The sequence below is a fragment of the Geotalea uraniireducens genome, assembly GCF_027943965.1.
Lineage (GTDB): Bacteria > Desulfobacterota > Desulfuromonadia > Geobacterales > Geobacteraceae > Geobacter > Geobacter uraniireducens.
In genome coordinates, this window is sequence record NZ_AP027151.1 from 3,336,813 (window position 1) to 3,361,148 (window position 24,336).

25 protein-coding genes are annotated in these 24,336 nt (G+C 64.6%); 10 read left to right on the forward strand and 15 right to left on the reverse strand.

Annotated features, from left to right (window positions below; translation table 11 throughout):
* Nucleotides 1–49 precede the first annotated feature (49 nt).
* From QMN23_RS15595 to QMN23_RS15610, 4 genes are read left to right on the forward strand one after another with little or no spacing between them, the layout of a single operon-like run.
* Nucleotides 50–514: a (2Fe-2S)-binding protein gene (locus QMN23_RS15595; protein WP_282000252.1), complete on the forward strand. Its 465-nt coding sequence runs from the start codon at nt 50–52 to the stop codon at nt 512–514.
* Nucleotides 511–2,685 carry a xanthine dehydrogenase family protein molybdopterin-binding subunit gene (locus QMN23_RS15600; RefSeq protein WP_282000253.1) on the forward strand — a complete coding sequence of 725 codons (2,175 nt, stop codon included), beginning with the start codon at nt 511–513 and terminating at the stop codon, nt 2,683–2,685. The genes QMN23_RS15595 and QMN23_RS15600 overlap by 4 nt, the downstream gene beginning before the upstream one ends.
* Complete coding sequence (locus QMN23_RS15605; protein ID WP_282000254.1) at nt 2,682–3,530, forward strand: XdhC family protein; 849 nt, start codon at nt 2,682–2,684, stop codon at nt 3,528–3,530. The genes QMN23_RS15600 and QMN23_RS15605 overlap by 4 nt, the downstream gene beginning before the upstream one ends.
* Nucleotides 3,445–4,047 (forward strand): nucleotidyltransferase family protein, encoded by a 603-nt coding sequence (locus tag QMN23_RS15610; protein WP_282000255.1) that lies wholly within the window; start codon nt 3,445–3,447, stop codon nt 4,045–4,047. Before QMN23_RS15605 ends, QMN23_RS15610 begins: the two co-directional genes overlap by 86 nt.
* A 76-nt stretch (nt 4,048–4,123) precedes the next feature.
* On the opposite strand, the gene QMN23_RS15615 is transcribed toward QMN23_RS15610, so the two are convergent.
* The 12 genes from QMN23_RS15615 to QMN23_RS15670 form a co-directional block, all read right to left on the reverse strand.
* Nucleotides 4,124–4,468: a hypothetical protein gene (locus QMN23_RS15615; RefSeq protein ID WP_282000256.1), complete on the reverse strand. Its 345-nt coding sequence runs from the start codon at nt 4,466–4,468 to the stop codon at nt 4,124–4,126.
* 52 nt (nt 4,469–4,520) lie between these two features.
* Nucleotides 4,521–4,940 (reverse strand): bacteriohemerythrin, encoded by a 420-nt coding sequence (locus tag QMN23_RS15620; RefSeq protein WP_282000257.1) that lies wholly within the window; start codon nt 4,938–4,940, stop codon nt 4,521–4,523.
* Between the two features lie 98 nt (nt 4,941–5,038).
* Nucleotides 5,039–6,892, reverse strand: coding sequence for an alpha-amylase family glycosyl hydrolase (locus QMN23_RS15625; protein WP_282000258.1), 1,854 nt, complete (start codon nt 6,890–6,892; stop codon nt 5,039–5,041).
* Between the two features lie 66 nt (nt 6,893–6,958).
* Nucleotides 6,959–7,945: an NAD(P)H-quinone oxidoreductase gene (locus QMN23_RS15630; RefSeq protein ID WP_282000259.1), complete on the reverse strand. Its 987-nt coding sequence runs from the start codon at nt 7,943–7,945 to the stop codon at nt 6,959–6,961.
* Nucleotides 7,946–8,039: 94 nt separating this feature from the next.
* Nucleotides 8,040–9,011, reverse strand: coding sequence for a signal peptide peptidase SppA (gene sppA / locus QMN23_RS15635; RefSeq protein ID WP_282000260.1), 972 nt, complete (start codon nt 9,009–9,011; stop codon nt 8,040–8,042).
* Nucleotides 9,012–9,084: 73 nt separating this feature from the next.
* Nucleotides 9,085–11,265: a hypothetical protein gene (locus QMN23_RS15640; RefSeq protein ID WP_282000261.1), complete on the reverse strand. Its 2,181-nt coding sequence runs from the start codon at nt 11,263–11,265 to the stop codon at nt 9,085–9,087.
* 221 nt (nt 11,266–11,486) lie between these two features.
* Nucleotides 11,487–12,176 (reverse strand): roadblock/LC7 domain-containing protein, encoded by a 690-nt coding sequence (locus QMN23_RS15645; RefSeq protein WP_282000262.1) that lies wholly within the window; start codon nt 12,174–12,176, stop codon nt 11,487–11,489.
* 86 nt (nt 12,177–12,262) lie between these two features.
* On the reverse strand, nt 12,263–12,988 hold the full coding sequence (locus QMN23_RS15650) for a DUF4388 domain-containing protein (protein ID WP_282000263.1): 726 nt from the start codon (nt 12,986–12,988) through the stop codon (nt 12,263–12,265).
* A gap of 102 nt (nt 12,989–13,090) precedes the next feature.
* Nucleotides 13,091–13,744, reverse strand: a complete 654-nt coding sequence (locus tag QMN23_RS15655) for a cytochrome C (RefSeq protein ID WP_282000264.1) — start codon at nt 13,742–13,744, stop codon at nt 13,091–13,093.
* A gap of 22 nt (nt 13,745–13,766) precedes the next feature.
* The gene (locus QMN23_RS15660; RefSeq protein WP_282000265.1) at nt 13,767–14,249 is read right to left on the reverse strand and encodes a cytochrome C; all 483 of its coding nucleotides are present in this window, start codon (nt 14,247–14,249) and stop codon (nt 13,767–13,769) included.
* A 38-nt stretch (nt 14,250–14,287) separates the two neighbouring features.
* Nucleotides 14,288–15,550, reverse strand: a complete 1,263-nt coding sequence (locus QMN23_RS15665) for a hypothetical protein (RefSeq protein ID WP_282000266.1) — start codon at nt 15,548–15,550, stop codon at nt 14,288–14,290.
* A gap of 77 nt (nt 15,551–15,627) precedes the next feature.
* Nucleotides 15,628–16,506 (reverse strand): cytochrome C, encoded by an 879-nt coding sequence (locus tag QMN23_RS15670; protein WP_282000267.1) that lies wholly within the window; start codon nt 16,504–16,506, stop codon nt 15,628–15,630.
* Nucleotides 16,507–16,819: 313 nt separating this feature from the next.
* Here QMN23_RS15670 and QMN23_RS15675 point away from each other — a divergent pair, with 313 nt between their 5' ends.
* Entirely contained in the window at nt 16,820–17,143 is a 324-nt protein-coding gene (locus tag QMN23_RS15675; protein ID WP_282000268.1) for a hypothetical protein, read from the forward strand.
* Nucleotides 17,144–17,206: 63 nt separating this feature from the next.
* Here the strand turns inward: QMN23_RS15675 and QMN23_RS15680 are convergent, their stop codons facing one another.
* From QMN23_RS15680 to QMN23_RS15690, 3 genes are all read right to left on the reverse strand, one after another.
* Entirely contained in the window at nt 17,207–18,106 is a 900-nt protein-coding gene (locus QMN23_RS15680) for an SDR family oxidoreductase (RefSeq protein WP_282000269.1), read from the reverse strand.
* A 93-nt stretch (nt 18,107–18,199) separates the two neighbouring features.
* A complete protein-coding gene (gene pgsA / locus QMN23_RS15685) occupies nt 18,200–18,760 on the reverse strand; it encodes a CDP-diacylglycerol--glycerol-3-phosphate 3-phosphatidyltransferase (RefSeq protein WP_282000270.1) in 561 nt (186 codons plus the stop codon).
* A gap of 25 nt (nt 18,761–18,785) precedes the next feature.
* Nucleotides 18,786–19,226, reverse strand: coding sequence for a DUF1499 domain-containing protein (locus QMN23_RS15690; protein WP_282000271.1), 441 nt, complete (start codon nt 19,224–19,226; stop codon nt 18,786–18,788).
* Between the two features lie 178 nt (nt 19,227–19,404).
* Between QMN23_RS15690 and QMN23_RS15695 the strand changes: the two genes are divergently transcribed.
* The 5 genes from QMN23_RS15695 to pdhA are packed head-to-tail and all read left to right on the forward strand — an operon-like array spanning nt 19,405 to nt 24,285.
* Nucleotides 19,405–20,217, forward strand: a complete 813-nt coding sequence (locus QMN23_RS15695; protein WP_282000272.1) for a transporter substrate-binding domain-containing protein — start codon at nt 19,405–19,407, stop codon at nt 20,215–20,217.
* Between the two features lie 27 nt (nt 20,218–20,244).
* A complete protein-coding gene (locus tag QMN23_RS15700) occupies nt 20,245–21,045 on the forward strand; it encodes an amino acid ABC transporter permease (RefSeq protein WP_282000273.1) in 801 nt (266 codons plus the stop codon).
* A complete protein-coding gene (locus QMN23_RS15705; RefSeq protein ID WP_282000274.1) occupies nt 21,035–21,766 on the forward strand; it encodes an amino acid ABC transporter ATP-binding protein in 732 nt (243 codons plus the stop codon). Before QMN23_RS15700 ends, QMN23_RS15705 begins: the two co-directional genes overlap by 11 nt.
* Before the next feature lie 27 nt (nt 21,767–21,793).
* The gene (locus QMN23_RS15710) at nt 21,794–23,185 is read left to right on the forward strand and encodes an MATE family efflux transporter (RefSeq protein WP_282000275.1); all 1,392 of its coding nucleotides are present in this window, start codon (nt 21,794–21,796) and stop codon (nt 23,183–23,185) included.
* Nucleotides 23,186–23,226: 41 nt separating this feature from the next.
* Nucleotides 23,227–24,285, forward strand: coding sequence for a pyruvate dehydrogenase (acetyl-transferring) E1 component subunit alpha (gene pdhA / locus QMN23_RS15715; protein ID WP_282000276.1), 1,059 nt, complete (start codon nt 23,227–23,229; stop codon nt 24,283–24,285).
* The last annotated feature ends 51 nt before the right edge of the window (nt 24,286–24,336 follow it).

The following is a 24,336-nucleotide window of genomic DNA, read 5'->3' on the forward strand; positions in this document are numbered from 1 at the left end:
ACCCGGGTTCGCCGCACCGGGCTCCGGCAACCGGAGGAGGAGAGACAAGATGATCGAATTCACCGTCAACGGCAAGCCGCAACGGGTCGATGTCGCTCCGGAAACGCCGCTGCTCTGGGTAATCCGGGAGCAGTTGGGGCTGACCGGCACCAAATTCGGCTGCGGCAAGGCCCTCTGCGGCGCCTGCACCGTTCACCTGGACGGCCGGGCGATCCGCTCCTGTGTCACCCCGGTCTCCGCCGTCGCCGGCAAGGCGGTGGTAACCATCGAAGGGATCCCGGACAGCCACCCGGTGAAGGAAGCCTGGATCGCCGAAGACGTCCCCCAATGCGGCTGGTGCCAACCGGGGCAGATCATGGCGGCCACGGCGCTGCTGGCGGCCAATCCCCAGCCGGACGATACCGCCATCGACGATGCCATGTCGGGGATCATCTGCCGCTGCGGTACCTACCAGCGGATCAGAAAGGCAATCCACCGGGCAGCCGGCAAACGGCCGTCGGGAGGTGCCCTATGAAGAGCAAAACGGTCATGAGCCGCCGCGATTTTCTGAAAACCGGCGCCGTGCTCGGCGGCGGGCTGGTCCTCGGGCTCTATCTCCCCCACGGCACCGCCCTGGCAACCGAGCCGCCAGACGGGACCTTCGCCCCCAACGCCTTCATCCGGATCGGCACCGACGGCTCGGTAACCTTCATCGATAACAAATCGGAAATGGGCCAGGGGATCTACACCGCCCTGCCGATGATCGTCGCCGAAGAGCTGGAGGTCGACCCGGCCATCATCCGGGTCGAACCGGCGCCGGTAGCTCCCGCATACAATCACGCCCTCTGGGGGATACAGGTCACCGGCGGCAGCACCAGCGTCCGGACCGAATGGCAACGACTGGCCGAAGCCGGGGCCGCAGCCCGGGAAATGCTGCTTGCCGCAGCCGCCGCGGAATGGGGAGTGAAACCGGCCGACTGCCGTGCCGAGAACGGCTGGGTGATCCATCCCGCCACCAGCCGGCGCCTCGCCTATGGGGCGCTCGCCACGGCCGCCGCCCGGCTGATGCCGCCCAAACAGGTGACGCTCAAGCCCCCCGCCGCGTACAAAGTCATCGGCACCCGGGTGCCGCGGCTCGATACCCCGGCCAAAGTCCACGGCACCGCCCTGTTCGGACTCGACGTCACCCTACCGGGAATGCTCACTGCCGTAGTCGCCCGGCCGCCGGTCTTCGGCGCCCGGGCGACCCGGATCCGGGAAGACGGGGCGCTGAAAATTCCCGGTATTCAGCGGGTCGTACCGATCGACACCGGGGTGGCGGTGGTGGCCGACACCCTGCCGACGGCCCTCAAGGGGCGGGCGGCGCTGGAAATCCAGTGGGACGAAGGCCCCCTGGCCCAGCTTGACAGCGACCGCCAGCGACAGCAATACGCTGCGATGGCAAAAAAACCGGGAGCCGTGGCCGCCAGCCGGGGCGATGCCGACGCCACTCTGGAAAAGGCCGAGAAACGGCTTGAAGCGGTCTACACCCTGCCGTACCTGGCCCATGCGCCGATGGAGCCGCTTAACTGTGTGGCGAGTGTCCGCCCCGACGGTTGCGACATCTGGGTCGGCACCCAGATGCAGACCGGCGACCGGGACGCGGCGGCAAAGATCACCGGCTTGGCGAAGGAAAAGATCAACCTGCGCACCATGCTCCTCGGCGGTGGCTTCGGCCGGCGGGCGGTGCCCGACTCCCATTTCACCCGGGAGGCGGTCCAGGTTTCCAAAGCGGTCGGCCGGCCGGTCAAGGTAGTCTGGACCCGCGAGGACGACATCCACGGCGGCTGGTACCGGCCTGCCTCGTACAACGCCCTGGTTGCCGGCCTTGACAAAGCAGGGCGGCCGATCGCCTGGAAGCACCGGATCGTCTGCCAGTCGATCGCCCTCGGCTCCCCCTTTGAAGCGGCGATGGTGAAAAACGGGGTCGACGACACCTCCGTCGAAGGGGCAGCCGATTCCCCGTACGAAGTGCCGAACTTCCACTGCGATTACCATATGGCGCCGACCGGGGTGCCGGTCCTCTGGTGGCGGTCGGTCGGCCATTCGTTCACCGCCTTTGTCGTTGAGAGTTTCCTGGACGAACTGGCGCACGCCGCCGGCCAGGACCCGTACCAGTACCGGCGCGGGTTGCTCGCCGGCCATCCCCGCCACCGCGGCGTGCTCGACCTGGCGGCCGCCAAGGCCGGTTGGGGCGCCCCTTTACCGCCGGGCCGCAGCAGGGGAATTGCCGTGCACGAGTCGTTCGGCAGCTTCGTCGCCCAAGTCGCCGAAGTGTCGGTCGGCAATCGCGGCGAGATCAGGGTCCACCGGGTGGTCTGCGCCGTCGACTGCGGTCGGCTGGTCAATCCCGAGATCATCGCTGCCCAGATGGAATCGGGAATCGCCTTTGGCCTCTCTGCAGCACTGCACAGCGCCATCACCTTCAAGAACGGTCGGGTCGAGCAGCACAATTTCAACGACTACCAGGTGCTGCGGCTGCGGGAAATGCCGGTCGTGGAAACCCACATTGTCAGCAGCGGCGAAGCGCCGGGCGGGATCGGCGAGCCGGGGGTCCCCCCCATCGCCCCGGCGGTGGCCAACGCCGTATTCGCCGCTACCGGCGCTCGGCTGCGCGAGCTGCCGATGACCCCGGAGCGAGTGCAGGAGGCTACGAAGCGCGGATGAACGACCTGGATATCTATCGGGAACTGATCAGACTAGCCGAGGCGGGGATTCCGGCGGTACTGGCGACAATCGTCGAAACGAGCGGTTCGAGCCCCCGCAAGGCGGGCGCCAAACTGCTCGTCCGGGAAGATGGGACCAGCTGCGGCAGCGTCGGCGGGGGCGGAGTCGAGCAGGAGACGATCGCCGCCGCCCGGCTCGTGTTGGGGGACGGAATGCCGCGCACCGTGCCGATTACCCTCACCGAGCAGCACGGTCACCTTTGCGGCGGCCGGGTAGTGGTCTATCTGGAACCAGTGGCGATCCGTCCCCGACTGATTATCGCCGGCGCCGGCCATGTCGGGGCGGCGCTGGCGCGCACCGCCCAGCAAGCGGGCTACCGGGTGACAGTCGCCGACGACCGGGCCGATTTCGCCGTTACCGGCCGCATCCCGGCGGCAGAGGAAACGCTGCTCGTCGATTACGGCGCGCTGTTCGGATCGCTGCCGGTCGCCGACGGGACCATCATCGTCATTGCCACCGCCAGCGCCGAGAAGGATTTTATAGTAGCCAGGGGCGCGCTCGGCACGCCGGCGGCATTCATCGGGCTGATCGGCAGCTCCCGCAAGCGGGAGGTACTGCGCCGGACGCTGGCCGAAGAAGGATATCCGGCCAGGGAAATCGACCGGATCACTATCCCGGTCGGGCTGGCCATCGGCGCCGAAACGCCCGAGGAGATCGCCATCAGCATCGTCGCCCAACTCATCGAAAGGAGAAAGGCCCATGGCGCCGCCGGTATCGGCGATCCTGCTCGCCGCCGGCAGCTCGCGGCGGATGGGGACCTGCAAGCAACTGCTGCCGCTGGGTGACCGGCCGGCCATCGCCCACTGCCTGGACAATCTTGCTGCCGCCGGCATCGACGAGATCGTGGTAGTGGTCAACCCGGCCAACCGGGAGCTGGTCGCGGCGTTGCGCCCCTTTCCCATCACGCTCGCCGACAACGACACCCCCGAGAGCGAGATGGCCGGCTCGGTCCGGGCCGGCCTCCGCCACCTCCGACCAATGGCAACCGGCATTCTCGTCGCCCTTGCCGACCACCCGCTGGTCACCGCGGCATCCTACCGCGCCTTGGCGACAGCCCACGAAGCCGAGCCCAACGCCATCGTCATTCCGGTTCGCAATGGCAGGAAGGGACACCCCACCCTTTTCCCCCGGGCGCTCCTGGCGATGATCGACACCCTCCCCACCCTGAGAGACATCATCGGTAACCACCAGGAAATGGTCCGGCTGCTGCCGCTCGCCGACGAAGGGATCACCCGCGACATGGATGTCCTGGAGGATTACCAGCACATCGCCAAAATATTCTCCGCCCGGCGGGACCGTTGATCGCCCCGGGCAAACAGAAAAGGGGCCGGCATGACTGCCCGACCCCTTTGACGGTTATTTCACTCGAACGTGATGCTCAATAATCATCGTCATCCGCCATCACGCCCCACTTGTCGACGAAGTTGAGATGATGGAGCATATTCTTCACCTTTACCTCGCTGGCGATCGAATCGGCCTCGTCGGCAGTAAAACCGACGCTCGGTCGCACCCCCATCCAGTGGGTCGACTCGCCGGAAGGATTGTCGAGAGGGCGGGGAACCGGCGGGCCCGGTTTGTATTTACCGTTGAGAAACAGTGCGGCTTCATATTGCCGGGGCCTCTTGACCAGGCGAACGTCGACCATGAAACCGTTCTTCAGCTCTTTCGACAGAATTGATTCCACCACCGTCATATCTTTGGGTACATCGAGAAACTCTGCCATTACTTCCCCCGCATTTGTTTTAGTTCGGACGTTGACGTGAATCGTCGCTCTGTTACTGTCTATTATCGGCATCCCGCGGCATTTCCTTTAGCAGGAAAGTGGTCGCCAGCCGATCCGAAGTTCGGATATGCGACCGAAGCCAATCAATGAGCAGCCGGTTGACCCGGAGGGTGAAATCCCGGCCCGGGGAACCGCTGGTCAATTCCCGCCCGAGGATGACAACCTGCTCCCGGAAGTACCGGTGTTCCGCCTGATGCTGCCGATAGTCGGGATAGCCAAAATGCTCCTGCAGCTGCTCTTCACTGGCGAAATGGCTTACCACGTAACCGTCGAGGAAGGCGAGCATCGCCAGGGTTTCGTCCCGATCGCCACCGGCAACGCAGGCATCGAGCAGTCGCGCCAACTGCGCGAACAGCGCCTTGTGCTGGCTGTCGATCTCGGCGATGCCCAGCGTCAGATCATCGCTCCACATCCCTCACCTCCGCGAGGTGAATTCCCTGCCGCCCGTTGATGCAGCAAAATTGAAGCCAAGACGCCCGGGGTGAAGCAGCGAACGCCCCCCGGCGATACTCACAATGGCCGATAAACGATGAAGCCGGCCGCCGGGACCGTCAGCTCGATCGCCTTGAGGTACGCCGTTGCCTGGCGGACTGCCGTCTTGTGCCGCAGTTGCGCCGGATCGGTGGAATAGAGGCAGCCGAACCGATCACCGGCCCGGTGCAGGCCACCGTCCACCACCACCCAGGCGCGACGGGGCTGGTCCGGGTCGGTGTTGATCGCCAGCACCAGTTCCTCGCTATCGAAGATCCGCGCCCAGGGGACGACCGAACGCAGTTCGCCGCCGATCTCGTGGGGAAGGCCGAAATTCACCCCGTCGCCGGAAATCTCCCGCAGGTACTGGCGGCCGCGGCGGAGCGCCGGTTGCTCCTTGCGGATGACCAGAATACGGGCAAATTCCCGGTAGACCGGATTGGTCTCGTCGAAGAAATGCCGCTCCCGGCTGCGAAAGGCGCCGAACGGCCCGCCGAACATGCATTCCCGCAGATAGCGGTCGTCGCCCCCCTCGCCGTCGAAACACTGCTCGGTACCGTAGTAGACGCACGGAATGCCGAGGGTGGTAGCATTAAGGGCCAGGGCGTTGAGGGCCAACGTGCGCCACTTCGGTGCACCGGCGCAGAAACGTTCCTTCTTGGCGCCGCGGCAGACCTGGTCGTGATCGTCGATCATCGTCACCACCCGGTTGCGGAACCAGGCGTGGGACTCCTTGCGCACCAGGAGCGAATTGCGGAAGAGATCGAAGTAGCCGGCCGGGTCGGCCTGCCCCTTGACCATATCTTCGAGCCGGAGCGGAACGTCGTCCACCCCGAGGGCGGCATCGAGGCCGGTGGTTTCCAGGGTATCGAAGGCGTTGACCCGGCCGCCGGTGATCTCGCCGATCAGGTAGAAATTCTCCTTGCCGAGCCGCTGGGCAAATTCATGGATCGTCGAGGCAAAAAAGCGGGTCGCCCCCACCCCCATGTGCTTCACCGTGTCGATCCGGTAACCGTCGAGATCGGTCAGGGCGATCCAGTACTTGTAGACCTCGCAGAGGGTGAGCAGCGCCGGCGACGGCTGGAAGGTGTCGGCATCGCCCGCCCCGAGATGGAGATCCTTCAGATCGAAGAAGTCGCCGTCCAGGTATTCGAGATAGCGGTCCCAATCCCGGATGAACCCCTTGCGGGTGAACGATTCCGGCGCCTGCAGCTCCCGGGGCCAGACCGCCCCGGCGGGCCAGGCCGCGGGTTGCGTGGCCGGATCGAGCGGCGCAAAGGGGAGCGACGGCTGGCCGGTCCCGTCGCGGAAGCCGCTGACCGGGTAGAGCGCATCGCCGGTGAAAGGGGTAGGCTCGCGGTCGTAGGCAAAGACGTTGCCGGCATGGTTGAGAATGACATCGAGGATGACGTAGATGCCATTGTCGTGGGCGACCCGGACCATCTCCCGCAGGTCGTCGCGACTGCCGAAATGCGGATCGACCTCAAGGAAATTCTGGATACCGTAGCCGTGGTAGGTCGACTGAAAGGAGACCTGCCGGAACAGCGGGCTCACCCAGACGGCGGTAATGCCGAGCCGCCGCAGATAGCCCATCTTGCCGGTCAGCCCCCGCAGGGTGCCGCCGCACCACCGGCCGCCGGCATCGCGCCAGGCTGCCGCGTCGACGGCACTGCCGATGGCGTTCCCTTCGTCGGCTGGCGCAAAGCGGGGGGTCGTCCCCTTCCGGACCGGCCGGCCCCGGTTGTCCCGATAGCCCTGTTCGTTGCCGTCGGAAAAGCGGTCGAGCAGCAGAAAATAGAGTACCTGGTCCTCCCAGGCGACTGGCGAGGGGTGAAAGCGGCGATTGCTGAGGCTTTTCAGATCCAGATCCGTGATCGTTTGCAGTGCCGTCATGGCGCGCCTCCTGAACGCACCGGCCCCCTCGTCGACAGGGGCGAGGGGGCCGGCAGGTTACGTCAGTTATTGAATTTTCAGGACGATTTTGCCGAAATGCTTGTCCTCTTCCATCATCCGATGCGCCGCCACCACCTCGTCGAGCGGGAAGACCTTCTCGATGATCGGCACGATCGTCCGGTCGGCGAACTTCGGCAGCGCCGTCCGGGTGAACTCGGCGACGATCTCCCCCTTGTCTTTGACCGGCCGCGAGCGGAGCACCGAGCCGATGATCTGCTGCCGCTTGACCATCATCAGCGCCAGGTTCAGCTCGGCCTTGATGCCGCTGATCACGCCGATGAGCACCAGCCGGCCGGCATAGGCGAGGGAGTTCATGTTCGGCTGCAGATACTTGGCGCCGACATGGTCGAGGATCACGTCAACCCCCTTCTTGTTGGTGAACTCCTTGACCGTCTCGGAGAAATCGGGGGTTTCGCGAAAATTGATCACCAGGTCGGCACCGATCTCCTTGACCCGCGCCAGCTTCTCCGGCGCCGCGGTGACGATGATTCTGGTGTTCGGCACCAGCGCCTTGCAGAGCTGGACACCGGCGGTATTCACCCCGCCGCCGCCGCCATGGAGGATGACGGTGTTGTTGTCCTTGAGGCCGCCGATCATGAAGACGTTGAGGAAGGCGGTGATGTACGATTCGCAGACGCAGGCCGCCTCTTCGAAACTCATGCTGTCGGGAATCCGCATCAGGTGACTGGCGTACGCCACGGCGTATTCCGCATACCCGCCGCCGCCGACCAGCGACATGACCCGCTCGCCCACCTGCCAGCCGGTAACGCCCGGGCCAAGTTCCTCGATGGTACCGGCCACTTCGAGGCCGAGAATTTCCGAATCGCCCGGGGGGGGCGGGTACTTTCCTTCGCGCTGCACCAGGTCGGGGCGGTTGACGGTCGTCGCCACCACCTTCACCAACACCTGGCCTTCCGCCGGTTTCGGCCGGTCGACCTCCCCAACTTTCAGCACCTCCAGACCGCCGAAGCCGTCAAGCAGAACCGCTTTCATACTCATCCTCCTTGCATCGAATCTGATGCGGTGAAATATCCCGCCACTCTAACGGACAAACGCCGTTATGTAAACAGGAAAAGGAGAGCGGTTTTCACCACTTCCAGAGGTAGAGGAACTCGGTGTCGGCAAGGAGTCCGAGCAGTCCGTCGCCGGAGAGAAGCTCCAGGCCGGGTCCGGGCTGTGCCTCGCCGGCATAGATGCTCCCCTGGTAGCTGCCGGGGCGGTAGTAGCTCACCACCCGCGCTTCGCCGAGATGGAGCTGCTTCTTCATCCCGTCGATCGCATCCTCCAGGTAGCCGACCTGGTCGATGAGCCCGTCAGCCAGCGCCTGGTCGGCGGTAAAGACCCGCCCGTCGGCCAGCTTTAGCAGTTCCGGCCGGGTCAGCCGGTTGCCGGGGCGGGCGAGCACCGTATCGAGGAACCGGCCGTACAGGCGATCGATCAGGTCCTGCAGGAGAGCCTGCTCCTCGGCGGTCATCGGCCGGAAGGGGGAGAGGATATCCTTCTTGTCGCCGGACTTGATGGTCTTCTCGCTAACGCCGATCTTGCCGAGCAGCCCCTCGGCATTGAAGGAGTGGAGCAGGACGCCGATACTGCCGGTGACGGCGGTCGGATGGGCGACGATCCGGTCGGCGGCGGCGGCCACGTAATACCCCCCCGAAGCGCCGATGCCGACGATACAGGCATAGACCGGCACCTTCTTCCGCTCCCGGAACCGCTGCACTTCATGATGGATGATATCGCTGGCGGTGACCGTCCCGCCGGGCGAGTTGATCCGCAGGATCACCCCGGCGATGTCGTCATCTTTTTCCGCCCGCCGTAGCGACTCCTTGATCCGGGAGACCATCGACGGCCGCTTCCCGCCCAGGATCCCCCCCCCTTCCTCTTTCTCGGAGATGATGCCGGTAAGGTCGATGAGGAGAAGCTTCGCCCGCCCCTCGCCTTCCAGGGTCGTCTCCTCCAGGGGCCTGGCCGGGGTGACAAGATTGGCATTGACGAAGGCACAACCGTTGAGCAGCAACAACAGGCCGAGCATTGGCAGCACGAGGTAACGACGGGACATCGGCGACTCCTTCCCGGTGGGCCGCTGCCGAAAAACGGCCGACACTACCGGACGGTTATCGGGGAACAGACCGCTACTCTTTCCGGCAGAGCACCGGCACCTTTGCCAGGGCACGCAGCCGCTTGTCGGGATCGCTGCTCAACCGGATCGCGTCCATCATGAAGCCGACGGTTTCGACGAAGGCAACGGCGTCGCGCACCACCTTCCGACAGGCGGTCTCACTCTCCGGTTGCCTGTCGGGAGCATAAACGAGGGTTTTCTTGTCGACGGTCAGCAGCCAGGCAACGTACACCAGGAAAGCCTCCCCCCGCCGCAGGGCGCAGATATAGGCGCCGCAGGTCTGGGGCAGATGCCCTTCGGGGGAGATGTTGACCATGTTCAGGGCATGCTGGAGGGCAATGAAATCTTCGGGCTGTTCATACTCGATACAGGTCAGATGCTTGTCGAGGCGGAAGAGGGCGGGCGAGCCGAAATCCCCCGCCGGTTCACTGTCACCGAATCCCGCGAACGCATCGTCCCCCTCGGGAAAAGCGAGCGGCTCTTCGGCAGAGGCAAGCACATCGACCGCGGCGTCAACCTCTTCTTCCCACTCCGGCGCGGTAGCGCCCTTGTCGGTGCTGACGGGAGCGGCCGCCGGCTCCGCTCTCCGGGCGGCCGGCGGAGAGGGAGCGGGCTCGGCGGGAGCCAGCCGGGATTTCGCCGCAGCGCCCCCCTCCCCGGCATGCCGTTCGAGTTCGGCCTGCAGTGCGGCAATCCTGGTTGCCGCGCTCTGCTCGGCAAGGCTCTTTTCGGCAGCCAGTCTGCCGACTTCACCCTTCAGGGCCGCCACTTCCGCTTCGGCCCGGGCCAGCAGTTCCGCCGCTCCCCCCCCGGAGTGGCTGGCAATAAAGCGCTCGACTGCCGTCCCTTCCGCGGCGAGCAGTTCCGCCTCCACCGCCAACTGGGCCAATTCCCGGACCGCCCGCTGCCGGGCCTCCGCGGTCTCGGCTTTCAACCGGGCAACGGTTTCCTGCAGGGCGGCCTGATCGATTTCGGCCCGCTGTTCCATCGACGCCTTGACGGCAACGAGCCGTTCGATCTCGGCCTCCAGCGCCTGCACCCGCTCGGCGGCACCCTGCTCCCCCGCCGCCGTTTGCTGGGTCAAGCGGGCAATTTCGTCTTCGAGTTTTCCGGCCTGCTCGGCGGTCGCGGCCGCCGCCGCCGTCTGGGCCGCCGCCAGTTCGTCACGCTCAGCCCGGAGTGCTGCCAGCTGCTCTTCCGCCTGCCGTTCGACCTGCTTTTTCTCGGCGGCGACCCGTTTGAGCTCGGCCCGCAGATCACTCTGCTGCCGCATCGCCAGTTCGCTGGCATGCTCTTTTTCGGCAGCCAGGGCGGACAGGTCAGCCTTGAGGGACGCCACCTCCGGCGCAGCAGCCGCCTCACGATCCTTCACTTCCTGCCGGAGCCGGGCCAGCTCTTCCTTCAGGGCCGCAAGCTGCTCGGCACCGGAGCTCTCAAGCCGTTGTTTCTCGTCGGCAAGCCCTTTCAGTTGGTTCTTGAGCGTCGCTGCCGCCGCCGTCTGGGAACGCCGGAGCTCCTCGTTCTCGGCCGACAGTCGTTCGATCTTCGACTGCAGCGCGGCCTTCGCGGCGGCAGACTCCTCCTCCAGCCGCTTCCGTTCCGCCGCCAGTCGCTCGGCTTCCACTTCGAGGCTGGCGGCTGGCGAAGGTTCCGCCGCGCCCTTCCGGCGGCCGGCCGCTGCGGACTCGGGAGCAGGAGCGCCGGCCGGCGCTGCCGACGCGGGGATATCGGCCGCGGCAGGTTCCGGCGCCTCTTTTGCAGCGCCACCCCGTTCCTTCGCCGCTACCGCCGGTGGTTCCGGCATGGGCAGATCGGCGGAAGGCCGGCTGATCACGTGGATATCCCGAATGACGACTTCCCGCATCGCCTTGCTGTAGTTGAGATTGATCTCCTGCATGGCAAAGCCTAGCGAAGCGGCCAGATCGAGCGCTTCCCGCAACAGGGACTGTTCCAGCGCCCCCTCCTTGGGCAGCTGATCGGGACGGTACACGAGGGTCTTTTTCCGTTCGGTCTGTTCGAGCGCCAGATAGACCATGGTCGTCTCGCCTTCCCGGATGGCACAGACATAGGCGTAACTCAGACGCGCCGTGGGCTCGCCGGCCGAAACGGCCACGGCTTCCGTGGATCGATGGATCGCAACGACGTCCGACTCGCCGGCCTTGATAGTGGTAAGCGACGGATCGATGACAAACATGAGACCTTCTCCAGAAAACTGCTGGCGCTCGCGCGGGGCCGGCCCGGCCGCCCCGGCGGGGGATCGATCCCGGGGAGAGCGGCGGATGCCAGCCGCAGGCGGAAGTATAGTACACTTTACACGTTTTTCCTTCAAAGGCAAACAAACGGACCCCCAAGGGGCGGAGCGGCGGGAAGGATTCAGGGAGAGGAGGGGTGGAGATCGTGCCGGGCGACGCCGGACTAGGGAATTTCAACCGTCAGCAGATCGCCGGAGCCGGTCTTGAGCTTCTTTTCGATCGCCTTGCAGAGAATGATTTTGCCGTCGTAGGACGCATCATTTTCATTAACAACCATCACCGGGAACACTCCTGACACCCCGGTTGTCTGGTGGGTCAGCTTCAGCTTCTTGAGCGGCCCGCTGGCAAAATGGTTGCTGATCTGATGGGCCGTGGTCTGCGTCAGGGCGGCCATACCGAACTGCTCAAACGAGCTGCCGATGGTGGAATCTTCGAGATGGCAGGCCGGCAGGGAAAGCCCCCCGCTTGGCACTGTCCCGCCAGAAGCGGGGACGGCGGCAGCAGCCGGCTGGGTCGACGGAAGCAGCGCCTCGATCTTCCCTTTCGCCACGTTGAGGGAAATATTGAGAACCTGCAGATTGACCGACTTGGTGCAGAGGAGGAGCAAAAACGCTTCCTGCAACGGCTTGACCAGGATCCGGCCATCGGCATAACGAAGGTCTGCCAGTTCGGCCGTGCCGGCCGCCGTGCGCAATCCCCCCTGCTGGGCGACCACCTGGGCAGCCGCGCGACGGATGATCGACACGTCGAAGAGCGGCGGGAACGAATATGCGAGCAGTTCGCCGCTGTCATCGCAGACGAAACTGCCGATAACCCCCTGGACCGCATTCAGATGCTGAAGAACTTCCTCCATCAAACTATTCTCCACAGATCGCAGCCAACCGCCACGGCCGGGCATGGCGCCACCGGCGCCAACAGCCCGTCCCGCCGGACAGGATGCTATTTCTTCGCCGTAAAGGTCGAGCGGATATCGGCTTCCACCTGGGCCAGCGCGCTTTCCCCCCGCACGGCGATGGATATGTAATGGTTTTTCGCCTCGAACACCAGCAACTGCGTCGCCTTGGCCTGAACGGCCGCCGACTTGAGCTCGCCGAGTCCGAACACTTCGCCGAGCCGGTTCCCCGTGCTGGCAATCCCAAGCCCCTTGCCGGCCAGCGCCTCGGCTTCGAAGCTGTCGTCCTCGACCGGCGTTCCGTCATTTTTCATTAGAACAGCGTAGGCTACCCCCGCGATTTGGAGCAACCGTTCCGCGATTTTACTCATCCGCCGCGAACCGGTTTTCCCGGTCTCTTCAGCCGAGCCGTCGGCCGGGGCGATCCCCGCCCGCGCTTCGTCCATCAGCCGGTGAGCCTCCAGCAACAGGTAGCTGATGCTTTGCTGAATGGTGCGTCCCGTGGTGGTTACCTTGGGCTGGATCGCGAATCGGCCCCCCGGCCAGCAGATAATTTGGTAAAGGGCCTGGTTGCCGCTCGCCCCCCCCTGCTCGGCATGGATGATCTCGCCGTCGCGGAAGAAGATCATCCCCTGCTTCTGCTGATACTCCACCGAAATACAGCCGGAAAAACGGTTTTGCCCCTTCAGCTGGATGACATCCGTGAGGGGAAGCCCGGCGACCGCTCCTTCGAAACCGTTTACCTGCTCACGAGATTGGGATTCTGCCATCATGACGGTACCCTCTGGCGGAGACTTGATTTCCATCGTTTCGAAAGCACATTCCATGCCCGGGTGCCGCTGCCGGTCGACTCCGGCCGCCCGGCCCCGGTGCCGCTAGGGGAGCCCCGTGTGGCACACCGTGCAATCGCGCTCGATTTCAAAGGTGAAACCGACGTTCGGATCATAGCTGGAGGGATGGCATCCGCCCATGAAGTCCAGACAGGTTATCCCGAGGCTATGGTGCCGATCGGGAACGGCTGGCGAACCGCCGTGGCAATAGCGGCATTTGTCCTCGGAGTTCCGGTCGACCAGCGGGATGGCATCATGCTTGAGATGAATCCCCGTGGTCCTCACCTCGTCGATGAACTGCTGGTTGATCGGCCGCCCGTTCCGCGACGCGGCATTGGCTGCCAGCCACTGGTCGAAGGGGAGGACGGCATTCGGCAGGCCGCCATGACAAGAATAACACATAACAGGATACTGGCTCGGGTCAAGAATATGACAATCAAGACACGCTGGCGCAGCCATGCCATCCGAAGCGCCCAGTAGGTTGGTGCCATGACAGACTTTGCATTCGATAAGCGCTTCCGAGCTCTTCTGTGAGAACCCCTCGTACATCGGGCTGCGATGATAGGTAACCCAGGTGGTGGTGTGGGCCGCCACCGCCGCCGGAGCATCGGAGTTCGCCGAATTGCCGCCGCACCCGCCGAGCAGGACGAGCGGCAGGGCGGAAAGCGCTATTCTTGCCAATCGATTGAGCCAGGTCATTTCGCGCCCTCGTTTTCTGCGGCTAATTGCCATGACAGGTGGCACCGGCGCAGGTTTGGGCCGACTGGGGATTGCCGTGGCAACGGAAACAGGAGGTCGGATCGAGACGGCCGTCGATCCGGTGCCGCGACAGGTATTCGCCGCGGTGCTGCATTCGCCGGTAGTTCTCGGTTTCGTTCTTCAGGGACGGCTTGAGTTCGGTATGGGTGACGTGGCAGTCATTACAGAAGCTCTGCTCGTGGCAGAGGGCGCAGACCCGCTGATCCTGGTAGGCTACCAGGCGATGGGAATCGGTGAACAGCAGGGTATGATTGTAGCGTTCGAAGTCGATCGGCTGTTTCTTGAAACCGTGGCACTTGGTACAGAACTCCCGTCGTTCGCCCAGCTCATAAATTGGCGGATGCTTTACCGGCAGCCGGTAGCGCTCGGGCAGCGCGCACCCCGCCAGCAGCACCGATGCCAGCACCAGCATCCCCACTACCGTAACCATCTTTTCTTGATTCATCTTGCTGACTCCAGCGCGGCAGTCCCGCCGCGGCGCGTTCAATTGCCGAATGAATAGGACGCGACCAGCGTGCCGCGATAATCCTTGTCGAAATAGGGATCGTCGCTGTAATCGACCGAGAACTTGAGCTTGAACGACGGGTCAAGCACCTTCCCGCCGAGACCGACGGAGGCGAACAGTGCCCCGTCCTTACGGTAGATGGCCTCATCATAGCGGGCGTAGACCACATCGCCGGTAACGAACAGCCGCCTGAAATCCGCATAAATGTATGCGCGGCCGTAATAGTAACGGTTTTCAGAGAGGTCCCCTTCGACCCGGCCGAACTCCGCACCCACTTCGGAGAAAATCTGCCGGCGCACCGTGGCCAGCACCGTGTACATATTGGACCGGCCGAAACGCGGATCATACTCGTAATGCTTGTAGCGCGCCCCCACTTCGATGGATTCGACCGGGTACCAGAACGCCTCGCTCCCGACGACCGTCATCTCGTCGCCCGAGGTGGCAAGAAAGCGAAACGGCGAGGAGCCGCCGGCATTCTTGTTGAGGAAGCTGTCATACTCGTAATGTTGATAGAACGGCCGGACCTCGAACGAGCGGAACGGGACCCGCAGCTCGTAGGAGTGTTCCCCCCAGCCGCCGGTCAACAGATTGCGGGTCGAATGGCCGAGAACGGTGATATTGCCCGGCAGCATCAGGGTAACGTCGGTCCCCAGCAGTTCTTCGTCCGCCTTGCCGTCATTCCTGACATTTTTGTACGATACTGCGATGTCGTAGTACCCCGGGATCCCCTGGGCGACCCGGCAACCGGCGATCAGGTCGCCACTACGGCCGTTGGTGTCGTCCAGATTGACCGGAAAGCCGCTATAGGCTGACACGGTCACCGACGGAATGAGGTCGGTCTTGCCGTAGACACCGTCGATGCTCTCCTTCGTCACCCCCTCGAAGATGTACTGGCGACCGAGGCGCAGTTGGTAATCCCGTGCCGGATCGAGATATTCGAGGTAGGCATAGAGCAGTTCGCCGGCAGTGGTGTGATTGTAGTAATTGTCTTCGAGGTTGACCCGCCCCCAGCCGTAGGCATGGAGAGACAGCCCCGGCGTGCGCAGTTTACCGTAATCGAAACGGAAAAATTCATAGGCCGGCAAAAGGGAACGGCTGATGCCATTCCGATCGTCCCGTTCGAGATGACGGACAATGGTATCGGAGGTGATCCCGAGATCCACAGCCCCGCCGACAGCCGGCAGCGACAACAGTCCCGCTGCAAGCGTACAGATATGGAATACGCCACGAGAAAGCCGCACGCTTTCCCCCTTCGTCATAATACATGGAAACAAGATCGGGAATACCGCCCTCCCCGCGGGGGGAGGGCGGCGCCGGACTACCGCTGACGCACCGGCGGATTATGGGCATCCTGGTGACAGGTCAGGCATTTGGGGAAACGCTCATGGAGCTGCTTGCTGTGCGGCAGACCATGACATTCGGTGCATTGGGGAATAGAGCCGTGTTTGGTGTGGCAGGCCGCACAGTTGACTTTGCCATGGCGGCTGGGGGTCGTGCTCCAGACAGCATAGATCTTCGCATGGCAGGAACCGCAGGTCCGCGCCCCCACATCCTTTTTGTAGCTGATCTGCTTCGGCATGTGCACCGGATGGCATTCACTGGCGCATCCCTTGAAATCCTGCCCTTCGTAATGGGGCTTGTGGCACATGTTGCAGGAGGGTATGAAGCCGTGGGAAGTATGGCAATCCGCACAGGAGAGGTTCGTATGCTTGCTCGGGAACTTGCGGAGCTGCTCCGGCGGGCCGGCATGGCAGGTGGCGCAGGAATTGAGCAGCTTGGCAGTCATCGGCACCTTGAGAATGGCGTGGGGATTGACGTGGCACTCGGCACAGTTGGTAAAGATCTGCACGTGGGGAACCGACGGCCCCGAATGGCAGCTGGCACACTTGGGCATGCTCGCCGCCCAGTTGTTTTTGACCGGACTGTAGCTATGGAAACTCTTGTGGCACTCTTGGCATTGGAAGGTATGTCGGCCACCATCGTTCTTGATGTCCCGGAAAACACCGGGATGGCACTGGCCGCACTGGGTGACGGTGAGCGGCGGCGGTTCGCTGGCATAGAGCGCGGGCTGTGGCGGAATCTGGACCGTGGCTACCGGCTGTCGCGCCGTTTTCTCGCCGGTGGCTGCCGACGCCACCAGCGCTGTGCCGAGCAGCACAGCCAACGCTGTCAGGACGATTCCGATCGAGTTGTTCAAGAACCTGCTGTTTCCCTGTCTCATCATCCGTTTCCTCTTTCCCTGAGATTCTCCGCTTTCGGTACGCCCCGCCGGACGCCGGCAGGATATCCCGCGCCGGTAGCCTTTTGGCGAAACCGGTCAACGAATTAGCACGTATTAATACAACTGTTCTCACTCAAATGTCAACCGGAATTCAAAATGTTGCCGATATGAAACCATTTTTGCGCCGACCGGCAAAACCGTAGCGGGAAATGGTTAAAGAAATGCGGCCGGCGGCCGAAGAGAGTACAAACGCGGGAAAACGTCGTCCTGAGGAGAAAAACGGCTAGAGATGGGCATCGACACTTTCTACAACAAGGTTCTCAGCTATTTCGAGGGTGAGCTCGCAGCGGCCCGGGAACGCCTGGACAGCGGACAGTTCTCGAGCTTCAAGGATCAGGTCGTTGCCGGGCGGAGGCTGGCGGAGGCATTGGCCCTCCTCGCCCCCTATGCCCGCCAGGACCAGCGGGCACGCCACCTGGTGAAAAACGGCGAAGCGCTGCTGCGAGAACTGATGTCGGTGCGCGAAGTAATCCGCAAGAAGAGTGCGACCCACGGCTTCCGCCACACCCTCCTCATCACCCGCCTGCTGCGCAAGAAAGAACAACTGCAATAAAGCCGGGGCGATGCCACGCGGAAGCGTGCCGCGTCGCCACCTCGCTGCTTCAGCCGTTCCCCGTCAAGTCCCCTCGCGATCCGTCGTTGTCTGCAGCGACGCCTTGAGCCCCGCCGCCAGTGTCGGATAGCGGAGCTCCACCCCCAGCCGGGCCAGCATCTTGCCGTTGTCCAGCCGCCGCGATTCGGTCACGTAGGAGTACATCAGCGGCGCCATGACCTGGCGCGCCTCGGCGAGGGTCACCTGCCGGGGCCGGGGCATCCCCAGGGCGTCGGCGACGGCATTGAAGTATTCGGTCATGGTCCCGGGATGCCCGTCGCTGACATTGAAGATCTCGCCGGCCTCACCCCTGGCCGCAGCGGCCAGGCAGACCCGGGCCAGGTCGTCGGCATGGATCCGGTTGGTCAGCCGGGCCTCGCTCTCCAGGAGTACCGGCTGGCCGCTCGTCAGCTGTTGCAGCGGCAGGCGGCCCGGTCCGTAAATGCCGGTCACCCGCAGGATCACCACCGCCACCCCCCGTTCCTCGCCCCAGGCACGAAGAATCGCTTCCGCATCGTAACGCCTTTTCGCCCTGCTGGTCTGGGGGTTGGCCGGGGTCTCCTCGGTAACCGGCTGCTCGCCGCAATCGCCATAGACGCCGCTGGTGCTGAGGTAGACCACTTTCGCCGGCTCGTCGCCCGGCGGTATCGCCGCGCAGAAGGCGCGCATCCGCGGGTCGGTGATTCCGCCGCCGGGCGGCGGGGCGAAATAGAAGACCACCCGCCCCCGGGTCGGCAGCCCGACCAGAGTGTCGGGCTGGTCGAGATTGCCCACCAGCGCCTCGATCCCCCGCTCCCGAAACCGGGCCGCCTTCTCCCGCGACCGGGTCAGCACCGCAACCGCCGCCCCTTCCTCAAGGGCCGCCGCCGCGACCCGCCCGCCGATGTCACCGCAACCGACGATCATCAGTCGTTCCCCTGCCATCCCCGCTCCTTCGCTGCCGATAGTGCCGTGCCGCCCCTGTATACCATTGCCGTGGAAACGGTGTCAAGACGCCCGCTCCCGGGGTGTCGACGCTCAGCCCTTCAGGCGGGAGAATATCCCCGCCTTCCGGCCCCAGACCAGCACGTACTCCCCACCCGACACCAGTGCCAATGCCAGCGTTACGGCATAGAGTGGCGGCAAAAGAGCCGTCAGCCCGGCCAGACCGGCACCATTCACCAGGATCGCCAGGACCAGGACGACCTGGACGAAGGTATTCACCTTCCCCAGGACGCTCGGCGCCATCTCGATGCCGCCGGTCCGCCGGTAATAAGCCACTGCGCCGCCGACGATGACCAGGTCGCGGCCGATCACCACCAGGGCCAGCCACCAGGGGAGAAGGCGGAGCCGGGCCAGGACCAGCGCCGAGGCGACAACGAGCAGTTTGTCGGCCAGGGGATCGAGCAGCGAGCCGAGCCGGCTGCAAAGATCGAAACGGCGGGCGATAAAACCATCCAGGGCATCGCTGACGCCGGCCACCAGGAAGACCTGGAGCGCCGCGGCATACCTGCCATGGAGCAGCAGCGCCACCAGGACGGGGATCAGCGCGATCCGCAGGATCGTCAACAGATTGGGCAGATGTCTCAGCAGCGGCATAGGCATCCCGTCGGCGAGCCGGCCGTCAGAGTTTCCCGAGGGCCGCCCGGATCTCTTCGAGCCGCTGCCGGTTCTTGCCGAAATCGGAATAGCCGAGTCGGGATGCCGAACGGACCTGGATCAGCCGCCGGCCCCGGTCGAGGAGGAACTCCCCGTCGTCGACAAAGCCGAGCCGGGTGCGAAACTCGACCCGCAGATAATCCTGCGCCTCGGCCACCAGTCGGGTATCCCGCCGGGCGAGCAGCACTTCCCGCAGCCGGGCAAACGCCCGATCCGGCTCGCCGCGGAAATCGAGCGGGGCGATTTCGTGCTTACCGGGCGGCGCCTGACTCGAAACGCAGTTCGGCGTGGCCGGACACTGCGCGAGCCGGCCGTCACGAACGCCGAGGTCACCGGGACGATCACCGGCACAGCCGGCGGGAATGGTCAGGAGGGTAACAAGCCACAGCCAGGGGGAAAAACGCATCTAAGCTCTCACTTTGCTGGTCGGTAGACTATTAGCCAATGATACCGTAGATTGCCCGTTTTGCCATGCCGGCCCGCCGCCGGGCGGCCCCTTTTCGTTGACAACGGCCCGGTGGCGGGTAGAATAAACTCTTCGTTGCCGGTTATTTTTCATGAATTTGGCTGACAAGGAGGAATCCATGCGCGGAATCATCGGAAGAGTTCTCGGCGGCACCGTCCTCGCCGCCGCCCTGGCCGTCCTGCTGGCGGTCGTTGCCCGGCCGGCCGGGGCCGCAGAGCAACGACCGCTGGTAGTCGGGATGGAACTGGCCTATCCCCCCTTCGAAATGACCGACAAAGCCGGCAATCCGGCCGGGGTCAGCGTCGATCTGGCCCACGAACTGGGCAAGGCCCTCGGCCGGAAGGTCGTTATCCAGAACATTGCCTTCGATGGCTTGATCCCGGCGCTGAAGACCGGCAAGATCGACCTGATCATCTCGTCGATGACCGCCACGGCGGAGCGGGCCAAGTCGATCGACTTCTCCGACCCGTACCTGAACACCGGCCTCTGCCTGCTGGTCAAGAAAGACTCGCCGGTAAAGACCATCGCCGACCTCGACCAGCCGGGCCGCACCGTGGCAGTGAAAAAAGGGACCACCGGCCACACTTACGCCAGCAAGCAGATCAGGAAAGCCCGGCTGCTGGTCCTCGACAAGGAAGCGGCCGCCGTCCTCGAAGTGGTGCAGGGCAAGGCCGACGCCTTCATCTACGACCAGATGTCCACCTATCAGAACTGGCAGAAAAACCCGACCACCACCCGGGCGATCCTCGAACCGTTCCAGAAGGAGTCGTGGGCGGTCGGCATCCGCAAGGGGAACGACGATCTCCGGCTGAAGGTCAATGCCTTTCTCAAGGATTTCCGCCGCCGCGGCGGCTTCGAGAAACTGGGCGACAAATACCTGAAGGAGCAGAAGGACGCCTTCAGGAAGCTCGGTTACCCCTTCTACCTCTGACATTCGCTGCGCGCCCGAGGAGTTCCATTGCGCCTGCCCCTCACCCACCTGTTCATTGCCGCCCGGTCCGGGCGGAAGGAGACGATTCCCCTTCCCGCCCGGCTCGTCGGCTTCCTGGTCGCGTTCCTCTTCGTGACGCTGGTATTCGCCTACGCCTTTCACAACCTGCAGTACCAATGGGGTTGGGAGGCGGTCTACGAATACCGCCAGAAGTTCATCAACGGCTGGCTGATGACCGTTGCCATCTCGGCGGCGGCGCTGCTGCTCAGCCTGCTGATCGGCCTGTTCTTCGCCCTGGCCCAGAAGAGCCGCTTCCTGCCGCTCCGTTACTTCAGCAAGCTCTACATCGAGACAATCCGCGGCACGCCGCTTCTGGTGCAGATCCTGGTCTTCTTCTACGTGGTGGCGGACGCCTTCGGCATCGGCAACCGCTATGTCGTCGGGGTGGTCACCCTGTCGCTCTTCGCCGGCGCGTACATCTGCGAGATCATCCGGGCCGGGATCGAAAGCGTCGGCGAATCCCAGCTGGAGTCGGCCCGGGCCATCGGCCTCACCCGGCTGCAGATCTACCGCTATGTCGTCTTTCCCCAGGCGTTCCGCCAGGTGCTCCCCCCGCTGGCGGGGCAGTTCGCCTCGCTGATCAAGGATTCGTCGCTCCTGTCGATCATCGCCGTCAGCGAATTTACCCTCAACGCCCAGGAAGTGAACGCCTTCACCTTCAGCACCCTGGAATGCTACCTGCCGCTGGCGGTCGGCTACCTGCTGCTGACCCTCCCCATCTCGCTCCTCTCCCGTTGGCTGGAAAAAAAATACCGCTATGCGACTTGAACTCTCCGCAATCACCAAATGTTTCGGCCACCAGCGGGCGCTGGACGGGCTCACCCTGACCCTCCCCGAGTTCCACGCCCTGGTGATCATCGGCCCCTCCGGCGGCGGCAAGACCACCCTGTTGCGGGTGATCGGCGGCCTGGAGCCGCCCGATGCGGGCGAACTGCTGATCGACGGCGAGCGGATCGAATTCGGCGAAGAAAGCCTCCGCCGCCACCGGCGGAGCATCGGCACGGTGTTCCAGGCCTATAACCTCTTCCCCCACCTCTCGGCGCTGGAGAACATTACCCTGCCGCTGGAGAAGGTTCATGGCAACTCCCCCGAGGAGGCGCGGGAGACCGCCCGGGCCATTCTCGACCGGTTCCAGCTCGCCCCCCACGCCGCCAAGAAGCCTGCCCAGCTCTCCGGCGGCCAGCAGCAGCGGGTAGCCATCGCCCGGGCCATCGCCATCAAGCCACGCTTCCTGTTGCTGGACGAACCGACCTCGGCCCTCGATCCGGAGATGACCGCCGAGGTGCTCGACATCATCCAGGAACTCCGCCGGGAGGGACGCGACCTGATCCTGGCCACCCACCACATGAGCTTTGCCCGGACCGTTGCCGACCAGTGCCTGTTTGTCTCCGCCGGCCAGGCAACCGAATGGGGCCCGGCCGCCGAACTGTTCGGCGCACCGCGCAGCGACGAACTGCGGAATTTTTTGGCCAAGGTCCTGAAGTACTGAAGAAACCGAGGAGACTCCCGGCCTGCCATGCAACGTCCCAACCTGATCAACGATCCGATCCCCGAGCTGCTGCGGAGACTTGCCGTGCCGGTCGGCGTCGGCTTTTTCTTCAACACCATGTTCAACGTGGTCGACACCTTCTACGGCGGGTTGATCTCCACCAGGGCACTGGCGGCACTCTCCCTCTCCTTCCCGCTCTTCTTCATCATCCTTGCCCTTGGCGCCGGCACCTCGATGGGCGCCACCGCGCTGATCGGCCATGCCCTCGGCGCCGGGCGCCGGGACGAAGCGGAACTCTATGCGGCCCAGGTCCTCTCCTTCGGCCTCCTCCATGCGCTGCTCCTCACCGGCGGCGGCCTGCTGGCGGCACCGGCGGTTTTCACCCTGCTCGGCGCCAGCGGCGAGTACCTGGACATGGCCCTGGCCTACATGAACGTGCTTTTTGCCGGGGCGCTGTTCTTCATCGGCAACTACGCCCTCAACGCCATGCTCAACGCCTCGGGGGACACCCACAGCTTCCGCAACTTCCTGGTCGCCGGCTTTTTCCTCAACCTGGCCCTCGACCCATGGTTCCTCTACGGCGGCGCCGGCCTTCCGCGAATGGGACTGGCCGGCATCGCGCTGGCCACCGTGGTCATCCAGGCCGGCGGCAACTGCTACCTGCTGGCCCGGGTGCGCCGCACCGGGCTCTTGTCGCACCGCTCCTGGGCTTTGCTCCGTCCCCGCCGGGCAACGTTCCGCCGGCTCTTCGGCCAGGGATTCCCGGCCAGCCTCAACATGCTGACCGTGGCGCTGGGAATCTTCGTCATCACCTGGTTCCTCGGCCGCTTCAGCAAGGAGGCGGTAGCCGCCTACGGCATCGGCACCCGGATCGAGCAGATCGTCCTCCTCCCGGCAATGGGGCTGAATGTCGCCACCCTGTCGCTGGTAGCCCAGAATTTCGGCGCCGGCAAGCCGGAGCGGGTCAGACGGACGGTCCGGACCGCCATCCGCGCCGGGCTGCTGCTGATGGTCGGCGGGACCGTCCTGGTGCTCTTGGCGGCCGAACCGCTCTTACGGCTCTTCAGCCGCGATGCACAGGTCGTCGCCATCGGCGCGGTCTTCCTCCGGATTGAGGCGCTGGTCCTCGGCGCCTACGTCATCCTCTACGTCAACAATTCGGCGCTCCAGGGGTTGCAGAAGCCGGCGTTCGCCCTCTGGATCGGCCTGTTCCGCCAGCTGGTCGCCCCGGTGGCCGTCATCTGGCTGCTCGCCTTCCGCCTGGGGTGGGGCCTGCTCGGCATCTGGTGGGGGACCTTCATGGTCACCTGGCTGGCGGCGGGAATCTCGCTCCTCTACACCCGCCGGACCGTGGAGGTTCTCTGCAGCGAGCCGCCGACGGTGACGCCCGACAACGGCAACGGCGGCAGCAACGGCTGACGGCCGTTTGACAGCGTCGCCGGTGATGCTATCCTAATTTCATGCCCGAATCCGTGCTGCAGACCTTCACCATCACGCGCCTCGAAATCCTCGACCCGGCGGGAAACGCCGACCCGGCGCTCCTTCCGTCCCTCTCCGGCGACGAGCTGCGCCGGCTCTATTACCTCCTCGTCCTGACCCGCACCTTCGACGCCCGGGCCCTGGCCCTGCAACGGGAGGGCCGGATCGGCACCTACCCGTCGGTGCTCGGCCAGGAGGCGGCCCAGGTAGGGAGCGCCTTCGCCCTCGAACGGAGCGACTGGGTCTTCCCGTCGTTCCGCGAAATGGGGCTTCACCTGACCCTCGGCTACCCCGTCCACCAGCTGTTCCAGTACTGGGGCGGCGACGAGCGGGGACAGCGTACCCCCGACGGCATGAACGTCTTCCCGATCTCCGTCTCGGTCGGCACCCATCTCCCCCACGCGGCCGGCGCCGCCCTGGCGGCCAGAATCCGGGGGGACCGGATTGCCGTGGCGACCTATTTCGGCGACGGCGCCACCTCCAAGGGGGACTTCCACGAAGGGCTCAACCTGGCCGGGGCGCTCCGGCTGCCGGTGGTCTTCATCTGCCAGAACAACCAGTGGGCGATCTCGGTCCCGCTTCTGCGCCAGACCGCAGCGCCGACTCTGGCGCAGAAGGCGGTGGCCTACGGCTTCAGCGGCATCCAGGTCGACGGCAACGATGTCCTCGCCGTCTACCGGGCGACGCGGGAGGCCCTGGAAAAGGCCCGCGCCGGCGGTGGCCCGACGCTGATCGAATGTCATACCTATCGGATGGCCGACCACACCACCGCCGACGATGCCAGCCGCTACCGGGCGCCGGACGAAATCGAAGCCTGGCGGGAACGGGACCCGCTGCTCCGCTTCGAGCGCTTCCTGGCCCGGCAGGGACTCTGGAACGAGGACTACGCCGCCGAAATGAAGGGGAAGGCCGCCGGGGAGATCGACGAGGCGGTCCGGCGATTCGAGGCGATTCCGCCGCCGACAGCGGCGGAGATGTTCGATGCCGTCGCCGCGGAGCTCAGCCCGGCTCTAAAGAGCCAGAAGAATCGGCTTGCGTAGCCACCGGGGACATAGCGCATGAACCGGCTCACCGTACAGATCCCCGGCAGT

Bases quoted from the DNA above. Each gene is read 5' to 3' on its own strand.
- QMN23_RS15595 (WP_282000252.1), top strand. From the start codon at position 50: ATGATCGAATTCACCGTCAACGGCAAGCCGCAACGGGTCGATGTCGCT.
- QMN23_RS15600 (WP_282000253.1), top strand. From the start codon at position 511: ATGAAGAGCAAAACGGTCATGAGCCGCCGCGATTTTCTGAAAACCGGC.
- QMN23_RS15605 (WP_282000254.1), top strand. From the start codon at position 2,682: ATGAACGACCTGGATATCTATCGGGAACTGATCAGACTAGCCGAGGCG.
- QMN23_RS15610 (WP_282000255.1), top strand. From the start codon at position 3,445: ATGGCGCCGCCGGTATCGGCGATCCTGCTCGCCGCCGGCAGCTCGCGG.
- QMN23_RS15615 (WP_282000256.1), bottom strand. From the start codon at position 4,468: ATGGCAGAGTTTCTCGATGTACCCAAAGATATGACGGTGGTGGAATCA.
- QMN23_RS15620 (WP_282000257.1), bottom strand. From the start codon at position 4,940: ATGTGGAGCGATGATCTGACGCTGGGCATCGCCGAGATCGACAGCCAG.
- QMN23_RS15625 (WP_282000258.1), bottom strand. From the start codon at position 6,892: ATGACGGCACTGCAAACGATCACGGATCTGGATCTGAAAAGCCTCAGC.
- QMN23_RS15630 (WP_282000259.1), bottom strand. From the start codon at position 7,945: ATGAAAGCGGTTCTGCTTGACGGCTTCGGCGGTCTGGAGGTGCTGAAA.
- sppA (WP_282000260.1), bottom strand. From the start codon at position 9,011: ATGTCCCGTCGTTACCTCGTGCTGCCAATGCTCGGCCTGTTGTTGCTG.
- QMN23_RS15640 (WP_282000261.1), bottom strand. From the start codon at position 11,265: ATGTTTGTCATCGATCCGTCGCTTACCACTATCAAGGCCGGCGAGTCG.
- QMN23_RS15645 (WP_282000262.1), bottom strand. From the start codon at position 12,176: ATGGAGGAAGTTCTTCAGCATCTGAATGCGGTCCAGGGGGTTATCGGC.
- QMN23_RS15650 (WP_282000263.1), bottom strand. From the start codon at position 12,988: ATGATGGCAGAATCCCAATCTCGTGAGCAGGTAAACGGTTTCGAAGGA.
- QMN23_RS15655 (WP_282000264.1), bottom strand. From the start codon at position 13,744: ATGACCTGGCTCAATCGATTGGCAAGAATAGCGCTTTCCGCCCTGCCG.
- QMN23_RS15660 (WP_282000265.1), bottom strand. From the start codon at position 14,249: ATGAATCAAGAAAAGATGGTTACGGTAGTGGGGATGCTGGTGCTGGCA.
- QMN23_RS15675 (WP_282000268.1), top strand. From the start codon at position 16,820: ATGGGCATCGACACTTTCTACAACAAGGTTCTCAGCTATTTCGAGGGT.
- QMN23_RS15680 (WP_282000269.1), bottom strand. From the start codon at position 18,106: ATGGCAGGGGAACGACTGATGATCGTCGGTTGCGGTGACATCGGCGGG.
- pgsA (WP_282000270.1), bottom strand. From the start codon at position 18,760: ATGCCGCTGCTGAGACATCTGCCCAATCTGTTGACGATCCTGCGGATC.
- QMN23_RS15690 (WP_282000271.1), bottom strand. From the start codon at position 19,226: ATGCGTTTTTCCCCCTGGCTGTGGCTTGTTACCCTCCTGACCATTCCC.
- QMN23_RS15695 (WP_282000272.1), top strand. From the start codon at position 19,405: ATGCGCGGAATCATCGGAAGAGTTCTCGGCGGCACCGTCCTCGCCGCC.
- QMN23_RS15705 (WP_282000274.1), top strand. From the start codon at position 21,035: ATGCGACTTGAACTCTCCGCAATCACCAAATGTTTCGGCCACCAGCGG.
- QMN23_RS15710 (WP_282000275.1), top strand. From the start codon at position 21,794: ATGCAACGTCCCAACCTGATCAACGATCCGATCCCCGAGCTGCTGCGG.
- pdhA (WP_282000276.1), top strand. From the start codon at position 23,227: ATGCCCGAATCCGTGCTGCAGACCTTCACCATCACGCGCCTCGAAATC.